The following is a 17595-nucleotide window of genomic DNA, read 5'->3' as shown; positions in this document are numbered from 1 at the left end:
TCACCACTCTACTATTAGGGCTCCTTGAGTTTCATCGGTACACCCCTCGTCATCACCACATGGAACCCAGACTGCCCAAAAATCGGCGCCGGTAACGTATGCTTTGTTCGACTACCTTTTGAGGCCCGTGTCACCCCGTCGGGCTTTCCCCTTACCTCTTGAAAGGCCACCACCATGACCTACACCGTAAGTGACTACCTGCTTGACCGCCTGAATGAGCTGGGCCTGCGCGACCTTTTTGGCGTACCTGGCGACTTTAACCTGCAGTTCCTGGACCATGTGATTGAGCATGAGGGCATCGCCTGGGTGGGCAATGCCAACGAGCTGAATGCTGGTTATGCAGCGGATGGTTATGCTCGTGTGAACGGCATCGGTGCCCTAGTCACTACCTACGGTGTGGGTGAGCTTTCTGCCATTAATGCCACCGCTGGTTCTTACGCTGAGCATGTGCCGGTTCTGCACATTGTGGGCGCTCCTTCTAAGGACGCCCAGGCAGCGCACCTAACCATGCACCATACCCTGGGCGATGGGGATTTCACCCACTTCATTCGTATGGCGTCTGAGGTTTCTTGCACGGTGGCTGACCTGGAGCATGCCACCGCTGTCAGCGAGATTGATCGTGTGCTGCGTGAGATGATGATTCATAAGCGTCCCGGCTACATCCTTTTGGCTACCGATGTGGCGCGCGTGGAGGTTGATCCCCCTGCGGCGCCGCTGAATGTTCCTGCTAAGCTCTCCTCCCCTGGTGCCCGCGAATCCTTCCGCAAGGATCTCACCACCCTGCTTGCCGGCAAGAAAACCACCGTACTGGCTGACCTTTTGGTGCACCGCATGGGAGCACAGAACAACCTAACCGAGATGCTAGACGCCACCGGCCTACCCTACGCCACCCTCATGTGGGGTAAGACCCTGGTCGATGAGTCTAAGCCCGAGTTCGCTGGCATCTACGCCGGTGTGGTCTCTAACGAGCGCACCAAGAAGGCTGTGGAGGACGCTGAGATTCTCATTTGCGCAGGTGTCACCTTTACTGACACCACCACCGCCGGGTTCTCACAGAACCTTCCAGAGCACACCGTCTTCCTGGACGCTCAGACGTCCCGCATTGGCCGCAAAATTTACGCTCCTCTCACCCTGGATACCTCCCTGGATATCGTGCGGGAAGTTGCCCTTGAAGTCGGCGCACTACCCCAGGACCTGCTGCCCTGGGAAGAAGAAGACCACGCTGACGTCGATATGGATGCTCCTCTCACCCAGGACGTCCTCTGGTCGCTGCTTTCCCGCGAGCTAACCCCCGGCAACATTGTGGTCGCAGACCAGGGCACCTCATTCTTTGGCATGGCATCACGCCGCTTCCCCGAACGCTCTATGTTTATCGGTCAGCCCCTATGGGGTTCCATCGGCTACACTCTGCCCGCCATGATGGGCGCTGCTATTGCTGACAGGGACGCCCGCGGCGTGCTGCTGATCGGTGACGGTTCAGCACAGCTGACCATCCAGGAACTGGGCACCATGCTGGAGCAGAAAATTAACCCGGTGGTTGTGCTCATCAACAACGATGGCTACACGGTAGAACGCGCCATCCACGGCGCCACCCAGCCCTACAACGATATCCGCACTTATAACTGGCAGCTGCTCCCCGCCGCCCTGGGCGCCCGTGAGGATGAGGTGCTGATGTTGCGCGTCAACACTGCCACCGAGCTGGTGGACGCCGCCCGACTTACCCAGCAGACCCGTGACCGCCTGGTCTTTATGGAAATCATGATGGATAAGGACGACGTGCCTGCCCTGCTCGCGGACGTCGCCTCTGCCCTGACCCGCGCTAATTCCTAGCGGCGGTCTACCTACGGCCGCAGTTCCTGCCGCAGAGTAAGGCCTCTGCCCCGCTGTTATGCGGGGCAGGGGCCTTACTCATACCTGAATTTTTTGGAATTACAACTTTTCGGCTAATAAGTGCTGATATCGTCTGTTTCCATCCCCTGGTCGGCCAGCCGCTTCTCTGCAGTGTCGAGCGGTTGCATCGGCGAATGGGCGCCGCGCTTTAGTGGGATGGGTGCAAAGGCCCAGGGTTGCTTATGTAGCTAGAGGTTAGGCCACGTAGTAGAGACGCTTGTTGACGAACTCATCCATGCCGTAGGGGCCCAGCTCACGGCCGTAGCCAGAGCGCTTGACGCCGCCGAAGGGAATCTCGGCACCTTCACCGGCAGGGGTGTTGACGTTGGCCATACCCACCTCAAGCTGGCGGGCAACAGCAGCCGCGCGGGCTTCATCCTGACTAAAGACCGCACCACCCAGGCCGTACTGGGAATCGTTGGCAAGAGCAATTGCCTCTTCTTCGCTAGCTACCTTGTAGACGGTAGCTACCGGGCCAAAGAGCTCCTCGTAGTAGATTTCTGACCCAACCGGAACATCGGTGAGTACGGCGGGGCTGATGTATGAAGATGCTTCATCGAGTAGCTGCCCACCGGCGCGTAGGGTTGCCCCCGCCTCGACGGCGCGGTCCAGCTGCTTTTTCAGACCCTCAGCGGCAGTGCGGGATGAGAGCGGAGTGAAGGTCCCTTCACCGGCTTCTTCAGGTTTGGCGGGCTTCATGCCCTCTGCCAGGGTCACCAGGTGAGCCACGAAGTCCTCATAGATGTCTTCCGTGATGATCATGCGCTTGTTGGAATTACAAGCCTGACCGGTGTTATACATACGGGTGCCCCATGCCAGCTCAGCGGCAGCTTTCACGTCATCGGTATCTAGCACGATGTAGGGGTCCGAGCCACCCAGCTCCAGCACAGCCTTCTTAAGGTTCTTACCCGCGATAGCAGCAACAGCTGCACCGGCACGCTCTGAACCGGTCAGTGAGACACCCTGCAGGTGCTTGTGCTCGATGACCTTCTCAATCTGCTCGTGAGTCGCGAAGACGGTGGTGTAAACACCCTCGGGCAGACCGGCGTCCTCCATAATCTGCTGGATAGCCAGGGCAGAGCGGGGGCAAATTTCGGCGTGCTTGAGCACGATGGTGTTACCCAACATGAGGTTGGGGGCAGCAAAGCGGGCCACCTGATAGTAGGGGAAGTTCCAGGGCATGATGCCCAGCAGAACACCCAGGGGAAGGCGCTGGATGTGCGCGGTTCCGCCTTCGCTGGGAATTTTTTCATCGGCAGCAAAGCTGGGGCCGTTGGTCGCGTAGTAGTCGAAGATAGCGCTGCTAAATTCGACCTCTTCTACACCTTCAGAGAGGGGCTTGCCCATTTCGGTGGAGATAATCTGCGCCAGCTCATCCTTGCGCTCTTCAAAGAGCTCGGCGATACGGTGCACAACCTTGGCACGTTCTTCAATGGGAGTCGCTCGCCAGCTGGTAAAAGCTGCGTGGGCGGTATCCACGGCTTCTAGCGCCTGGGCATCTGTGATGCTCTCGAAAGTTTCTTCAACCTCGCCGGTGACAGGGTTTTCTACACGATAGTTAGGGGTAGACACGGTGCTCACTCCTTACAGTGGGGTGGTCTTAGTGGAGGTTAGACAGCGACAGCGCGGATTTCTTCAATGAAGATATCCAGTGCCTGATTCAGCAGGTCATCGCTGATGGTCAAAGGAGGTAGCAGGCGCACTACGTTGCCGTAGGTGCCGCAGGTAAGAATGAGGACGCCGCGCTCAGCGCAGGCGGCAGCAATCTGCTTGGCTGCGGTGGGGTGGGGGGTCTTTGAGTCGGAGTCAGATACAAATTCCACGGCGAACATGGCTCCGCGCCCGCGGGTTTCACCCACGATGTCCAGCTCTTCTACTAGGGGGCCTAGCTTTTCGCGGGCGGCTTCTTCGATATGGCGGGCACGGGCTGATAGATCCCATTCCTCCATGGTTTCGATGGTAGCCAAGGCAGCGGCGCAGGCAACAGGGTTACCCCCGTAGGTTCCGCCCAGACCACCGGGCTGAACCTTATCGAAGAGTTCAGCGCGGCCAGTAACAGCTGACAGCGGCATACCGCCGGCAATACCCTTAGCGGTGGTAATCAGGTCAGGCTCAATACCCTCATGGTCGGAGGCAAACCAGCTGCCGGTGCGGCAGAAACCTGCCTGAACTTCGTCCGCAATAAAGACGATGCCCTTTTCGCGGGCCCAGGTAACCAGCTCGGGCAGGAAACCCTCAGCGGGCACAATGAAGCCACCTTCACCCTGTATGGGTTCAATCAGAATAGCGGCAACGTAGTCGGCACCGATCTGCTTCTCAATCATTTCAATGACACGGTTAGCTGCCTCTTTGCCGCCCAGCTCGCCGTCACGGTAAGGGTAGCTCATGGGGGCGCGGTAGACCTCGGGGGCAAAGGGGCCAAAACCCTGCTTGTAGGGGGCAGCCTTAGCGGTCAATGCCATGGTGAGGTTGGTGCGGCCGTGGTAGGCATGATCGAAGACCACCACCGCGTTGCGGCCGGTAGCGGCGCGGGCAATCTTCACGGCGTTCTCAACGGCCTCAGCGCCGGAGTTGAAGAGCACGCTGCGCTTGTCGAAGTCACCGGGGGTCAGCTCGTTGAGCTTTTCAGCCACGGCAACATAGCCCTCGTAGGGGGTCACCATGAAGCAGGTGTGGGTGAAGTGGGTGGCGGCTTCCTGAACAGCGGCAACAACCTTGGGGGCTGATGCGCCCACGGAGGTTACAGCAATACCTGAACCAAGGTCGGCAAAGGAGTTGCCATCAACATCCACAATCACACCGCCGTCTGCATCTGCTGCGTAGACAGGCAGGGTGGAGGCGACACCGCCGGGTACGTTAGCGGTGCGGCGAGCTGCTAGTTCTTCGGAGCGGGGGCCGGGAACGGCACCGTTGAGGCGGATTTCCTGGGGCAGGCGGTAGGTGATGTCAGACATTTTCTCTCTCAAAGATTAGGAGTGGACGGGGGTGAGACGGTACCCGGACGCCGGGGTATGGCCCCCGGGCACCGTCAGAAGTTAGATGTGCAGCCTAGTAGGCGTAGGGGTCGCGCAGGCCGATGTACTGCACCGAGGAATATTCAGCGATACCTTCAGCGCCGCCTTCTCGACCCATTCCGGACTGCTTAATGCCGCCAAAGGGTGCTGCGGCGTTAGAGATAACTCCGGCATTGAAGCCCACCAGACCAAAGTCCAGGTGGTCGGTGGCACGGTAGAGACGGTCAATGTTCTCGGTGAAGACATAGCTGGCCAGGCCGTATTCGGTGTCGTTGGCGAGTTCGTAAGCTTCGTACTCGTCACTGAAAGTGAAGATGGGAGCTACGGGGCCGAAGATTTCTTCGCGGGCCACGCGGGCATCGGCAGGGACATCCACCAGCACGGTGGGCTGGTAGAAGTAGCCGGCACCCTCACCGCGAGCGCCACCAGTCAGGGCGCGGGCGCCCTTAGCCAGGGCGTCCTCAACCAGTTCAGCTACTGAGTCCTGAGCTTTCTGCTCAATCAGCGGGCCGCAGGTGGTGCCTTCGTCCAGGCCGTTGCCCAGCTTGAGATCTGCCATGGCGGCAGCGAACTTGGTGGAGAACTCTTCTGCTAAAGATTCGTGCACGAAGAAGCGGTTGGCAGCGGTGCAGGCCTCACCCATATTGCGCATCTTAGCGGCCATGGCACCGGCGATTGCCTGCTCCATGTTGGCATCTTCAAAGACGATGAAGGGGGCGTTGCCACCTAGCTCCATGGAGGTCCGCAGCACCTTCTCACTAGCCTTAGCCAGCAGCTGCTGGCCCACGGGGGTGGAGCCGGTAAAGGAGACCTTGCGCAGGCGGTCATCGCTCATCAGTGGCTCCGAGATAGCCGAAGCTGACTTAGAGGACACCACGTTGAGGACGCCTGCGGGCAGGCCGGCGTCCATGAGGGTCTGGGCGAAATACTGGCTAGTTAGCGGGGTCAGACGCGCAGGCTTGAGGACCATGGTGCAGCCGGCAGCGATAGCGGGAGCAACCTTGCGGGTTCCCATAGCCAGTGGGAAGTTCCAAGGGGTGATTAGTAGGCAGGGGCCAACCGGCTTGTGGCGGGTAATCATGCGCAGGGTACCCTCGGGCATGTTCAAGGTGCGGCCGTAGTGGCGGGGGGTTTCTTCAGCGAACCAGCGCAGGAACTCAGCACCGTATTTGACCTCGCCCAGCGCCTCGGCGAAGGGCTTGCCCATTTCCAGGGTCATGAGGGTGGCAAACTCATCTGCACGTTCGGTGACCAGTTCAAAAGCGCGGCGCAGAATCTCGGCGCGTTCACGCGGAGTAGTGGCTACCCAGCCGTGCTCCCCTGCGCCCTTTTCAGCTGCGCAGGCGGCGTCCAGTGCGGCCGCTGCGTCCTCTTCGGTGGCGGACGCCAGGGTCGCGATGATCTCGCCGGTGGCGGGGTTCTCAACATCGAAGGTTTCACCGTTGGAGGACTCACGCCACTCACCGTTAATCAGTAGACCTGTGGGCACCTTTGCCAGCAGCTCCTGAACGTTGACAGCCATAATGTGCACTTCTTTCTCTTCATTGAAAATATGTCCTGGGTCTATGCGACCGCTCATCTTTATCTAGTTTACGCGCCTCGGCTGGCATGTTCCCAGGGTTATACCTCGGGCAGGTCAATCATGTGCTCCACATCCATGGGCACCTTACCGGCAAAGAAGTCCGGGCGCTTGATGCGCTGGTAGATCATGGCGATGACTCCCAAAACCAGCAGAACCAGAGACAGAATGAAGACCAGCCCCACACCACCAATTTCTGAGCCTGAACCATAGGCAGGGTCCATGGAGTCAAAGAACGTCTGTGCGAAGAAGACCACCAGAATCAGACCGCCCAGCAGGGGGAAGATGAACTTATTAAAGAGAGCCTTCACCCCCGATGATAGGGAGGTTTTGCGGAAGTACCAGACGCAGGCGAAAGCGGTGATGCCGTAGTAGAGGCAGACCATGAGGCTGAGGGCTGAAATGGTATCCCAGAGCACCGAGGTGGAAATAAAGCGCATGGCTACATAGAAGACGGTAGCAATCAGACAAGAGACGATGGTGGCGTAGCTGGGTGCCTGATACTTAGGGGAAAGGCTAGCGAATTTGGGGCTCACCGCCTTGTAGTAGCCCATAGCCAGCAGGGTTCGTGCCGGGCACTCTGGGCATGTATGAACAGGTCACCAGCGCTTTTGTTGCCTTTGGATTCACCCCGCGAGATGCCCTGCTCACAGTAGAGGCGCTCGAAGCTTTCTTGCTAGGTTCCGCCACAGACGTTCACGCCCCCATCGATATTTTTGATCCGGGGCAGCGCGCAAGCAGTCACCCCACCATGGCAGAGGGGTTTGCAGAACTGGGCAGCACACCGCAGGATGAGGCTTTTGAACTGGGGCTGGCAGCCCTGCTGACTGGGCTGAGCATCAGACTCCCCTAGCCACCCTGTTCACACCCCCTGCTTTGACACGCGCAAAAAATCTTCGACTATATAGACAAACACACTAGACAGACTAACTAGTTAATGTAACTATATAGATATGACCGCAACATCCTACCCCGCAGACTGGCTCCGAGGCCTCCTCACCACCTGCGTCCTCAAAACCCTAGAGAAGGGCCCCACCTACGGCTACGCCATCATCACCCAACTGGCAGAAGCCGGGCTGGGCGATATCAAGGGTGGCACCCTCTACCCCCTGCTCAACCGCCTCGAAGACCGTGGCTTGGTTGAGGTGCAGTGGCGCGAAGGGGACGGCGGGCCTGGCCGCAAATACTTCTTCCTGACGGACGCCGGAACCCAAGAACTCGCCACCCTCACCGTCACTTGGCAGACCTTCTCCACCACCGTCACCACCCACCTGACTCACTAAGGAAATAGCTATGAAAACTCCACTAGATACCTTTAGCGCCACCCACAAGAGCTGGGTGGATCCCTTCATCGTGGAACTACGTCTAGACAACGTACCCGGCAGCGCTATTGGTGACGCCCTTGAAACCGTCCACGCTCACTGCGCTGATAGCGGCGAGACCCCGCACGAGGCCTTCGGTGACCCCAAGGACTATGCGCACTCACTAGGTCTGACAGGGGCACCCGACTCCACCCTGCTGCCGATCATCATCACCTCGGCGGTGAGTCTTGCCGCCTTCTTCATCTTCTCTGCCGCTTTCAAAGCCTGGGCACGCTCGGAGGATCTCGCAATCAATGACGTCTCGCTGGTGGCAATAGTTGGTGCGCTGGTAGCAACTGTGGCAGCTATTTCCACCATGCGCTGGTGGGCAGAAAAACCGCTACGTTTCAGCATTTTTGCGATCGCTGTTGCAGGCTTCGCCGTATTGGGAACCTTCGCCGCTAGCATGGACCGGCCGGCGCTACTGAGTCTGCCCAGCTTAGGCGTTACCATGGTCGCAGCGGTGATATTGGTGGGGACCGCGGTCTTTGCTACTGCCCGCGAGCTACGCTCCCCCGATACTGACCCATTGATCAGCCCCTTTGAGAGCCCCGAGGCCCTGGACCGCAAATCGCGCAACAGCCGTCTCCTCATGTTCTTCGGCATCTGGATGCTCCCCCTAGTTGCCGTACTGGATGCCGCCTTCACCCTCATCGTACTGAACTAGGCTCGTCCGCTCACATAGACATAAACCCCTGCCGTGCATACCCTAGGGTGGTGCACGGTAGGAGTTTATCCTTTGGTCTTTTGCCGTAGGCTACTGCCAGACGGGGGTATCTATATCCACTCCGTGGATGACAGCATTGGCGTTGATGGCTGCGCTGATCCAGGCAGCTAGGCCGGCGGCGCGCTGGTCGTAGTGGGCGGTAAAGCGGGGGTCGCTCACGTAGGTCATGCCAATGAGAACCTGCTGGTTATAGGAGCAGTCAAAGTAGTCCTGCATGAGGCTAAGATGCTCTTCGGCCAGCTTGTTGGCCTCGTCAGACCCGGGGGTAACCCTTTCTGCGAGTGCCCTGGCACAGGCCTGCTCAAAGGCGTCCATGCGGTCAGAAACCCGCGTCCAGTCTTGGTCGGTGAAGCCGGCAACCCGCTGGGCTGACTGCTGGTAGGCATCAGTGCTGCCGTAGGCAGCTTCTGCCTCGTCGCGGTACTGGGCGTGGCTTGCTTTGGCGCGGTCCGCCGCGCTCATGGTTTTTTTCATGGTGTTAACCTCAATCATGGTCTGCACCGAGTCCAGCACGGACTGTAGGTGCTCCTGTTTTTCTTGCAGAAGGTCCCGCTGGCTGATGAGCTCTTCAATGGGCGCGGTACCGCTGACTAGAATTTGCTGAATTTTTTCCAGCGGAAATTCGAGTGCGCGGTAGACAAGAATCGTGTGAAGCCTGTCGATATCGTCCGCTGAGTAGAGCCGGTAACCGCTGGTCGAGCGCTGGCTGGGGGCCAGCAGCCCGACGCTCTCGTAGTGGTGTAGCGTACGGACGCTCACCCCTACTAGCCGGGCAACTTCGCCTACGGTCAAAAAATCTGGATGCATGTTTTCCTCCTGCTAGTTACCAGGCTAGGTGCTCACGCGGCGTGAGGGTCAAGCGCTACTTCCTACCAATATTTACTTTAGATTTAAGAGAGCTACCTCCACCCACCCTGAACACCTGAGAAACCGGCGGCGCACTGTAGGCTGGTGGGGTAGGTTTTATCTTCTTTAAGGAGCGCTCGTGGCAAAAATTAATGACACTATCGGCTCAACACCGCTTGAGGTATTTGTGCCTGCTGCCGGTGATAACCCTGCTGACCCGCAGGACGTCGCCCGCAACACTTTCTTTGAGCAGGCGCAGGAGCTTCTTGACGCCGGGCTAGAAGTCGCCGTCTATTCCACCGATTCCTACCCTTCAGCGTTTACTGACTGCCCACAAGTTGCCGACCAGATTGCCATGAACGGGTGGGAAGTTCTACCCATTGTGTTGGTAGAAGGCCAGGTTAAAGTGTCTTTCAACTACCCCTCGGTAGAACAGATGCGGCGCTTTTCCCACTTTGCAGAGGTTAAGCAGCCTAAGGTATCAGCGGCAGCAGCCGCTTGTGGCCCCGTGGGCGAGGGTGCAGATGCCCCCACTCTGCCCACCCAGGAACCTGCTGGTTTTGCCGCCGTCCTAGCTGGTGTCACCGAGAAACCGGCAGGCGGGCCAGATATCGGTCACCGCCTTAACCTCATGGGTGGCGATTTTGGCGATGGAATCCCCAGCGACGGTTCATCTGTAGCAGTCAAGGGTGATGCCCAGTCATCCGTCTCTATCACCCAGGCGATGATGGGCGTAGGGAACGGTGGGGGTTGCTGCGGTGGCTCCTGCGGGTGCGGTTCTTCGTAGTTTTAGCACCTGCCTGCAGGCAGGTTAGGTTTTATTTTTCCAAGGGAGTTGTCATGATTGGTGCACGCGTAGAGCACAAGGATGAGTTTTTTATTGCGGGTTTCCGTGAGACCGTGCAGCAGGGTGCTGGCATGGGTGAGCTGTGGAAGAAGCTGACCGACCACGCTACGGCGCGCGGGGTGACGATGCCCGAGGTTCATTCCATGGGCGTCATTGTGGGCATGAATGCCAGCGGCCAGTTCGATTACATGGCGGGCATCCTGGTGGAGAACCTTGAGACCGCCCAGGCTCTGGGGCTCAATGCTCTCAAGGTGGACGGCGGGGAGTTCGCTGTAACCAACGTTGAAGGCCCGGTGCCCATGAGCATCATGGCAGGTGTTGATCATCTGATGGGCACCTTCTTACCTAAGGCTGGTTTCAAACCTAATGGCCCGGTCTTTGAGGCCTACGGCCCCGGTGACCCCTCAGCCGATGACTACCAGATGCAGGTTTGGGTGCCGGTCAAGACCGCCTAGCACACAGCATTTCGCGCTCGCATGGGTAACCCCTCCCCAGCATGGTCTAATCCCCCTGCTGGTGAGGGGTTACCCATGTTGCTGACCAAAAGGACGCCGGTGAGCAGGGTACTACTACCCCTGTATGAGTGAGAGGCGCCGATTTTTTAGGACTTTCACGAGGGCCTTACGGCGGCTTGGGTCAAAGGGCAGCTCAGCTGCTTTCTCAACCAGACCTTCAGTGTCAGCCAGAGTATTGCGGATGAGGCGGGTTGTTGCTGGCGCTCTCACTCCTAGCTGTTCACCAAATTCAATGAAAATTCGTGCTGATAGCCCGCGCTTTTTTCCCAGAATTTTTAGTGCCATTGACTGATCCCCATAGGGCGCAGTTGAAGGCACATCGTAGATCGGTGACAGCCTGGTTTTACCCCCGGCAGTAATGACCGAAAGGTTTTTGGCATGCAAGTCCCCGTTGCCGGTTAGCCAGGCATAGAGAAACTGTCGCAGTAGTTCTTGGGCTGCAAGAACGGGTTGCTGAACAAGACCGGTAATTGCGCGGGAGACCTCAAGGGCACTCACATCGTATTTATCTGCCGGGTAGAGGTTCAGCAGCTGGCAGGCGTCCTCAACCGCATATCGAGCAATTTTTCCGTCTGGGCTGATGCCGCGGTCAAAACGCTTAACCAGCAGCCCAGAAACACCGTCACCGTCAAAAACCAACTGTGATTTAACCACTCCGTTACGTCCTTTAAGTCCCTCCGCTCCCTTGAGAAAGAAGGCTTCGTTTTCAACCAACAGTGGGTATTCAGGCGGAGTGAGCTTGAGTAGGTAGAGGTCATTACCCTGCCGCAGGGGGAAGGTCAGCATCTTGCCTGAAACCTTCTCTTGAACCCCTGGCAGGGATGCCGGGTCCCGGTAAACCTGGTCAGAGAGTAGCTCTTTGAAGCTGATGTGTTTGAAGTCGTCCGGGTCAATGTCACGAGCTTCAAGGTCTTTATCTGGGGGTAGGGTGCCGCCATGTTTAATAACCCGCACGTCCCCCACGGTGTCTGAGCCAACCGCTAGGAGCAAGGAAAGCTCATCATCTCGGGAAACTTTAAGGCTGGACCGCAGGGTGGTAAGACGACGACCTTCCGGCAGTAGACCGGTAAAGAAAGGAGGGAGTGCCCCTGCTTGATAACTGAGCGGAGCTTCACTCAGCGGGAGGGTGGACGCTAGTGGCGGGTTGCTCTCGCTCAGGTAGCTGGTTGCATAACGGAATTCTGTGGTGTGCTGGGTCCTGTAGAAATGGCCCGCCAACCGGTCTTGCTTATAGATATCTGCAAGGGGCTGGTTCATGCTTCTACCAGTTTCAGTTCTAGACCCAGCACTTCTGCGATATCCAGGGCCTTCTGCAGGGAAATACTCAGTTTGCCGCGCTCAAAGTCGCGCAGGGTTCGCTCAGATACCCCGCTGAGAGCTGCTAGTTCCTCTTGCGGCATCCGCAGCTCCTTGCGCTTTGCTTTGATCTTTTGACCTAGCCCCATACCAACCCCACTCCCGGCAGTATTCTGCCGATTAGCCTTATTTTGCCCCTATCTTAGTCTTATAACCCCAATATCGGCAATACTTTGCCGGTTTTTCGGTTCATTATAGACAGCATTCCGCGCTAGCATGGGTAACCCCTCACCGGCATGGGCTAATCCCCTACTCGTGAGGGGCTACCTATGCTGCTGACCAAAAGGACGCCGGCAGGTAGCTACACAAGCTACCCACCGGCGTCCTTTTATTTCAGGGGTTAGCTGACGGCGCCGCGCAGGGTACGCAGGGCTACCTGCAGTACAGCCAAGCGGGGTCGGCCATCAGCGGCAGGGGCTGTCTGCTTAATTTCCTCCAGCATTGAATCTACGTGGCTGATACGCACGGGATGGGCGGTAATCCAGCGTTCCAAGGCCTCATCGCCCCCCTCTTCACCGGCAACGATTCCCTCGCCAGACTCCTGCAACACCTTGAGTGCAAGGGATGCAGCAATTTCATAGAGATCATCGCGCAGGGAAGATCGCGCCAGGGTCTCCCAGCGGTCATTGCGCGGCAGTTTAGAAATCATGGTCAGCAGGTGATCCACCGCGAACCGGTCGTAAACCGAGTAGTAGACGCGGGCAACCAGTTTGGCATCTAACCCGTGAGCTTCTGCGGTACGCACTACGTCCATGAGAGCAAAAGCCTCAAATTCGCGGATCCAGTTGACCGTCAGCTCCTCGGGCAGACCCCACTCTTCTGCCTGGTTGCGCAGGGCACGCACACGGGCGCGAGTGTCATCAGCAAAGTAGTTGGGTAGCTCAGGCAGCAGCTCAGCGACCGGGCGGAAACGTTCAATCATTGCGGCGATGGGGGTGCCCACAACCACTGACCGCTCGGCAGCGAACCAGCGCACCAGGCGGTCTAGTACACGCTGCCAGTCCCGGATGACTGACTGCCAAGCATCCAGGGGAATATTCGCAGGAAGGTCGCGGTGCAACTTTGCGGAATTGCCAACATTAAAAGTTTCATGTGAAACGTAGAAGGCACGCGCTACCGCCTCGACACCCACACCGGTTTCTTCAATTGCGCGGAAAACGTGGGTAATACCGGCAAGATCTACAATTTCGTTGGCAACGCGGGTGCAGATAATCTGCTGGCGCAACGGGTGGGTTTCTAGGTGCTGACCGAAACGCTCCACCAGGGCAGGCGGGAAGTAGTCGGTCAGGACGCAAGCAAGGTAGGGGTCATCGGCAATATTGGTGGCCTCTAGTTGCTCGGTTAAGTGAATCTTCACGTAGGCTGCCAGCACGGACAGCTCTGGGCCGTTGAGGGTTTCCTGAGTCGCTTCGTAGCGCTCACGGATGGTCTCATCGGTGGGCAGGAACTCCACCTCGCGGTTAAGCCCGGCATTCTTTTCCAGGTCGTGCATGAGGCGGATGTAGCCCTCAACCCCGGGAATGACGCCGTGACGCTCAGCCTGCAGCAGCACGTTCTGGCGGCGGTTGGTCTCCAGTACCTGCGCCCCAACGTCCTCACGCTGAGCCTCAATAAAGCTGGCACGTTCCTCGCCGGACAGCTCACCGTGAGCCACCAGGCGGTCCACCAGAATCTTGATGTTGACCTCTCGGTCAGAGGTTTCTACACCGGCGGAGTTATCAATGGCGTCGGTGTTGATGATGATACCCTTGCGGGCTGCCTCGATACGTCCCAGCTGGGTGAAGCCGAGGTTGCCGCCTTCACCTACGATACAGGCACGCAGGTCTGCGCCGTCCACGCGGATGGGGTCATTGGCTTTATCGCCTACTTCAGCATGAGTCTCGGTAGACCCCTTGACATAGGTGCCGATACCACCGTTGTAGAGCAGGTCTACGGGTGCCTTGAGGATGGCTGCGAGCAGCTCGGGCGGTGACATTTCGGTGACGCCCTCGTCTAGCCCCAGAACTTCACGTACCTGATCTGAAACGGGGATGGACTTGGCACCACGGGAGTAGACGCCGCCGCCTTCTGAGATGAGCTCGGGGTTGTAGTTCTGCCAGGACGAGCGGGGCAACTTGTAGAGACGTACGCGCTCTTCAAAGGACGCCTCGGCGTCCGGGGCGGGGTCTAGGAAGATGTCGCGGTGGTCGAAGGCTGCCACCAGGAGGGTGGAGCGCGAGCGCATGAGGCCGTTGCCGAAGACGTCGCCACTCATGTCGCCAATACCAACGGCGGTGAACTCTTCGTGCTGGCAGTCAATGCCCAGCTCAGCGAAGTGACGCTTGACGGATTCCCAGGCGCCGCGGGCGGTAATACCCATGGCCTTGTGGTCGTAGCCCACTGAGCCACCGGAAGCAAAGGCGTCGCCCAGCCAGAAGTCGTATTCGGCGCTGATGGCGTTGGCGGTATCCGAGAAGGAGGCGGTGCCCTTATCGGCTGCTACGACCAGGTAGTAGTCATCTCCGTCGCGGGCCAGCACGCCTTCGGGGCGGACGACGGTTTCGGTGCCGTCAGCTGCTACCGAGAGGTTATCCGTGACATCCAGCAGAGAGCGGATGAAGACCTTATAGGATTCACGGCCCTCGTTGAGCCAGGCGTCGCGGTCTAGGGCGGGGTTGGGTAGCTGCTTGGGGTAGAAGCCGCCCTTGGCACCGGTCGGAATAATGACGGCGTTCTTGACCATCTGCGCCTTAACCAGACCTAAGACCTCGGTGCGGAAGTCCTCGCGGCGGTCAGACCAGCGCAGGCCACCGCGGGCTATGGAGCCGAAGCGCAGGTGGACGCCCTCGACCCGGCGGGAGTAGACGAAGATTTCGTAGAGGGGTCGGGGCAAAGGTGCGAAGTCGATCTGCTGGGGCGAGACCTTGAGCGCCAGGGAATCACGGCCCATGTAGGCGTTAGTGCGCAGGGTGGCTGCCATGACGGTTGCCAGGGAGCGCATGAAGCGGTCAACGTCCAGGGTGGGAATGGCGTCTAGCACCGCTCCCAGCTGAGCCCAGACGTCCTCGCGGGCTTGCTCACGGGCGTCCTGGCTATCAAAGTCGGCTGCGGGGTTGAAGCTGACATCAAAGTAGCGGGCCAGCAGAGCGGTTGCCTCGGGGTAGCCCAACAGGGTGTCAGACATGAACTCGGCGGTGAAGCCGCGGCCCAGCTGCAGCAGGTAGTGGGTGTAGGCACGGAAGATACGAACCTGCTCCCACGACAGCTTTTCAGCCAGAATGAGACGGTCCAGGCTATCCGATTCGCGCTTGCCCAGCAAGTAGGCGTTCAGTGCGTCCTCATAGAGGTCAGCTACCTCGCCGGGCACTACCCCCTCGGGCAAGGTAACGCCGAAGTCATAGAGCAGGAAGGAGCGGCCATCGGCGGGAGTAATGTCGTAGGGCTTCTGATCCACCACGACCATGCCCATGTTCTGCATGACCGGCAACAGCTCGGTGAGGGTGTGGGCGTCCGAGAGGTAGGTCTTGAGGCGGGTTTCGCCGTCCTCCTCTGCACAACGCACAGCAGCCGGCTTGGTTTCGGTCAGGGACTCAAAAATCGCGATGTCCTCTACCGCGTTCTCTACTTCGTAGTCAGCGCGATAGGTGGCAGGCACAGCTTCTGCCCAATCGGACGCTGCGGCGCGGCCCAACGCTGGCTCCTGCCCCTGCTGGGTGAAGGTGTCTTCAACGGCAGCGGCGGTAGCCTCACCCCAGGAGCGGGTGGCTTCCTGCAGGCGGCGTTCAATAGCGCGAACGTCCACCGTGGGTATCACGTTGGGGTCACTCAGGCGCAGGCGGAAGAAAATACGGGCCAGCGATGAGGTGGAGAGGTATACGTCAAAGTCTAGGCTCTCGATATCTAAAAATTCGTGGAAAACTTTTTCAAGGCGTTGGCGTACCAGGGTGTTGTAGCGGTCGCGGGGTAGAAAGACGGTGGCGGACACGAAACGACCAAAGGCGTCGGGGCGCAGGAAGAGGCGGGTGGTGCGACGCTCTTCCAGGCCCATGATGCCGCGGAAGGTTTCGGTTAGTTCATCAAGGCCAGCATGCAGGAGCTCCAAGCGGGGGTAGTCCTCGATGATGCCAGCCAGAGTTTTATCAGAGTGAGATCCGGGCTGATAGCCCAGGTGGCGTCGCATAATGGCAATACGTTCACGCACAATGGGAGTTTCAACCGCCGGTAGAGCGTAGGCCTGGCGGGAGAAGAGGCCTAAGATGACGTACTCCCCCACGATGGAGCCAGAGCGGTCAAAGTCGCGCACCCCAATGTAATCCAGGTATTCGTGGCGGTGCACGGTGGAACGAGAGTTAGCCTTGGTGACATAGAGGGGTTTGGGTTCGCGGGCGTTATCTAGCCCTAGTCCTGTGAGCACGGTGGGTTCATTGCCCTCCGTGGCAGCCAGGATGCCCAGGGCGCTACCCTGACGATCGCTAAGCACCAGTTGGTCAGCGCGCTCTGAGAGGTCGCGCTCCTTGACGCCCATGAAGAGGAAGTTACCGCGGGTCAGCCAGCGCAAAAACTCCTGTACGGATTCCACGCGGGTAGCGGGGTCAGTTTCTGAGTTCAATTCCCCGGTGTAATGCTCGGACCCACCCAGGGTCACTCCCGAGAGTTCGGTGAGACGGTCAGCGATATCGAGCACGCGGGTGGCCATGGCGTCACTGTCGCGGGCCGCATGGCGCACGTCCACTAATACTGCCTGAATTTCCTCTTCGAGGGTTGAGCCGGCTTCCTCGTTGAGGCGGCTGGTAAGTTGCACTGCAATCCAGGATTCGATGATGGTTCCGCACACCTCGCCCTTGTTCTGGCCGATCCGGGGCATGACGGCGGTATCGCCGCTGGCAACGGGCTGATCGAATCCGGCGCTGGCCAGACTGGTGATCTCGCCGGCGTCATCGCGGGCTACCAAGAAGGTGGGGTGAATCAGACCCGAGATACCACCCCACTGGGCGGCAATTTGGGCGGTGATGGATGAAACCAGGAAGCTGGTGTCATCAACAACGACCAGCAGAGTGCTACCGGCATCGTTATGGTGCACGGTGACCAGCGCTTCGCCAGGCTGACGCTTAGCAGCAAGTTCGCGGTGGGTTTGTGCGAGACTGGTCAGCGCCTCGCTGGTCATACCTTCTAATTCTTCAGCTGAGCTGTGGAGGTAGTAATCGTTAATCCAGCTTTCGGAGCCGGACCACTGGGGTGAACGAGTGTTCGTAAGCAAGGGGTTACCTTTCGCTGTTTCTCATCACGTCGTTGTGATTTGTGGGCGCACCTCTGCGTGCCTCATCCTTAATAGTAGACTGCCCGCTAGGTTTAGTGAACTAAGGCACTGTAGCAGCCCCTAAGAGGTTCATTCAGAAACTTAGAGACTGCTACAAAAGGTATAAAGACACTGAGAGGCTTATTCAAAAGGGGTCTTCTGGTGAAGCAAGATCAGCTCACCAG

Annotated in this window: 14 protein-coding genes; 6 read left to right on the top strand and 8 right to left on the bottom strand. The window is 58.5% G+C overall.

The features are described 5' to 3' along the window. Positions 1-174 precede the first annotated feature (174 nt). Positions 175-1830 carry an alpha-keto acid decarboxylase family protein gene (locus VVR27_RS11185; protein WP_368548426.1) on the top strand — a complete coding sequence of 552 codons (1656 nt, stop codon included), beginning with the start codon at positions 175-177 and terminating at the stop codon, positions 1828-1830. 255 nt (positions 1831-2085) lie between these two features. Here the strand turns inward: VVR27_RS11185 and VVR27_RS11180 are convergent, their stop codons facing one another. The 4 genes from VVR27_RS11180 to VVR27_RS11165 form a co-directional block, all read right to left on the bottom strand. Further along, positions 2086-3462: an NAD-dependent succinate-semialdehyde dehydrogenase gene (locus VVR27_RS11180; protein ID WP_368548425.1), complete on the bottom strand. Its 1377-nt coding sequence runs from the start codon at positions 3460-3462 to the stop codon at positions 2086-2088. A 38-nt stretch (positions 3463-3500) separates the two neighbouring features. Then, the gene (gene gabT / locus VVR27_RS11175; protein ID WP_409349959.1) at positions 3501-4856 is read right to left on the bottom strand and encodes a 4-aminobutyrate--2-oxoglutarate transaminase; all 1356 of its coding nucleotides are present in this window, start codon (positions 4854-4856) and stop codon (positions 3501-3503) included. Between the two features lie 82 nt (positions 4857-4938). Further along, positions 4939-6426, bottom strand: a complete 1488-nt coding sequence (locus VVR27_RS11170; RefSeq protein WP_368548448.1) for an NAD-dependent succinate-semialdehyde dehydrogenase — start codon at positions 6424-6426, stop codon at positions 4939-4941. A 98-nt stretch (positions 6427-6524) separates the two neighbouring features. Next, entirely contained in the window at positions 6525-7037 is a 513-nt protein-coding gene (locus VVR27_RS11165; RefSeq protein WP_368548423.1) for a hypothetical protein, read from the bottom strand. A gap of 14 nt (positions 7038-7051) precedes the next feature. On the opposite strand from VVR27_RS11165, the gene VVR27_RS11160 reads away from it, so the two are divergent. The 3 genes from VVR27_RS11160 (at position 7052) to VVR27_RS11150 (ending at position 8511) form a co-directional block, all read left to right on the top strand. Beyond that, positions 7052-7336, top strand: coding sequence for a TetR/AcrR family transcriptional regulator C-terminal domain-containing protein (locus VVR27_RS11160; RefSeq protein ID WP_368548422.1), 285 nt, complete (start codon positions 7052-7054; stop codon positions 7334-7336). Between the two features lie 100 nt (positions 7337-7436). Continuing rightward, positions 7437-7766 carry a PadR family transcriptional regulator gene (locus VVR27_RS11155; RefSeq protein ID WP_368548421.1) on the top strand — a complete coding sequence of 110 codons (330 nt, stop codon included), beginning with the start codon at positions 7437-7439 and terminating at the stop codon, positions 7764-7766. Between the two features lie 10 nt (positions 7767-7776). Next, a complete protein-coding gene (locus VVR27_RS11150) occupies positions 7777-8511 on the top strand; it encodes a hypothetical protein (protein ID WP_368548420.1) in 735 nt (244 codons plus the stop codon). A gap of 90 nt (positions 8512-8601) precedes the next feature. Here VVR27_RS11150 and VVR27_RS11145 read toward each other — a convergent pair whose 3' ends face one another. Next, positions 8602-9378, bottom strand: a complete 777-nt coding sequence (locus VVR27_RS11145) for a MerR family transcriptional regulator (protein WP_368548419.1) — start codon at positions 9376-9378, stop codon at positions 8602-8604. A gap of 178 nt (positions 9379-9556) precedes the next feature. Here VVR27_RS11145 and VVR27_RS11140 point away from each other — a divergent pair, with 178 nt between their 5' ends. Next, positions 9557-10204, top strand: a complete 648-nt coding sequence (locus VVR27_RS11140) for an arsenic metallochaperone ArsD family protein (protein ID WP_368548418.1) — start codon at positions 9557-9559, stop codon at positions 10202-10204. Between the two features lie 53 nt (positions 10205-10257). Next, complete coding sequence (locus VVR27_RS11135) at positions 10258-10719, top strand: GyrI-like domain-containing protein (protein WP_368548417.1); 462 nt, start codon at positions 10258-10260, stop codon at positions 10717-10719. A gap of 114 nt (positions 10720-10833) precedes the next feature. Here the strand turns inward: VVR27_RS11135 and VVR27_RS11130 are convergent, their stop codons facing one another. The 3 genes from VVR27_RS11130 to VVR27_RS11120 form a co-directional block, all read right to left on the bottom strand. After that, positions 10834-12036, bottom strand: coding sequence for a type II toxin-antitoxin system HipA family toxin (locus VVR27_RS11130; protein WP_368548416.1), 1203 nt, complete (start codon positions 12034-12036; stop codon positions 10834-10836). Further along, entirely contained in the window at positions 12033-12224 is a 192-nt protein-coding gene (locus VVR27_RS11125; RefSeq protein ID WP_345446959.1) for a helix-turn-helix domain-containing protein, read from the bottom strand. The genes VVR27_RS11130 and VVR27_RS11125 overlap by 4 nt, the downstream gene beginning before the upstream one ends. Before the next feature lie 251 nt (positions 12225-12475). Further along, positions 12476-17371, bottom strand: a complete 4896-nt coding sequence (locus tag VVR27_RS11120; protein ID WP_368548414.1) for an NAD-glutamate dehydrogenase — start codon at positions 17369-17371, stop codon at positions 12476-12478. Positions 17372-17595 lie beyond the last annotated feature (224 nt).

The organism is Rothia sp. LK2492 (genome assembly GCF_040946345.1).
GTDB classification, from domain to species: Bacteria; Actinomycetota; Actinomycetes; order Actinomycetales; family Micrococcaceae; genus Rothia; species Rothia endophytica.
The sequence above is the reverse complement of the archived record's forward strand: the minus strand, read 5'-3'. Positions and strand labels throughout refer to the sequence as shown.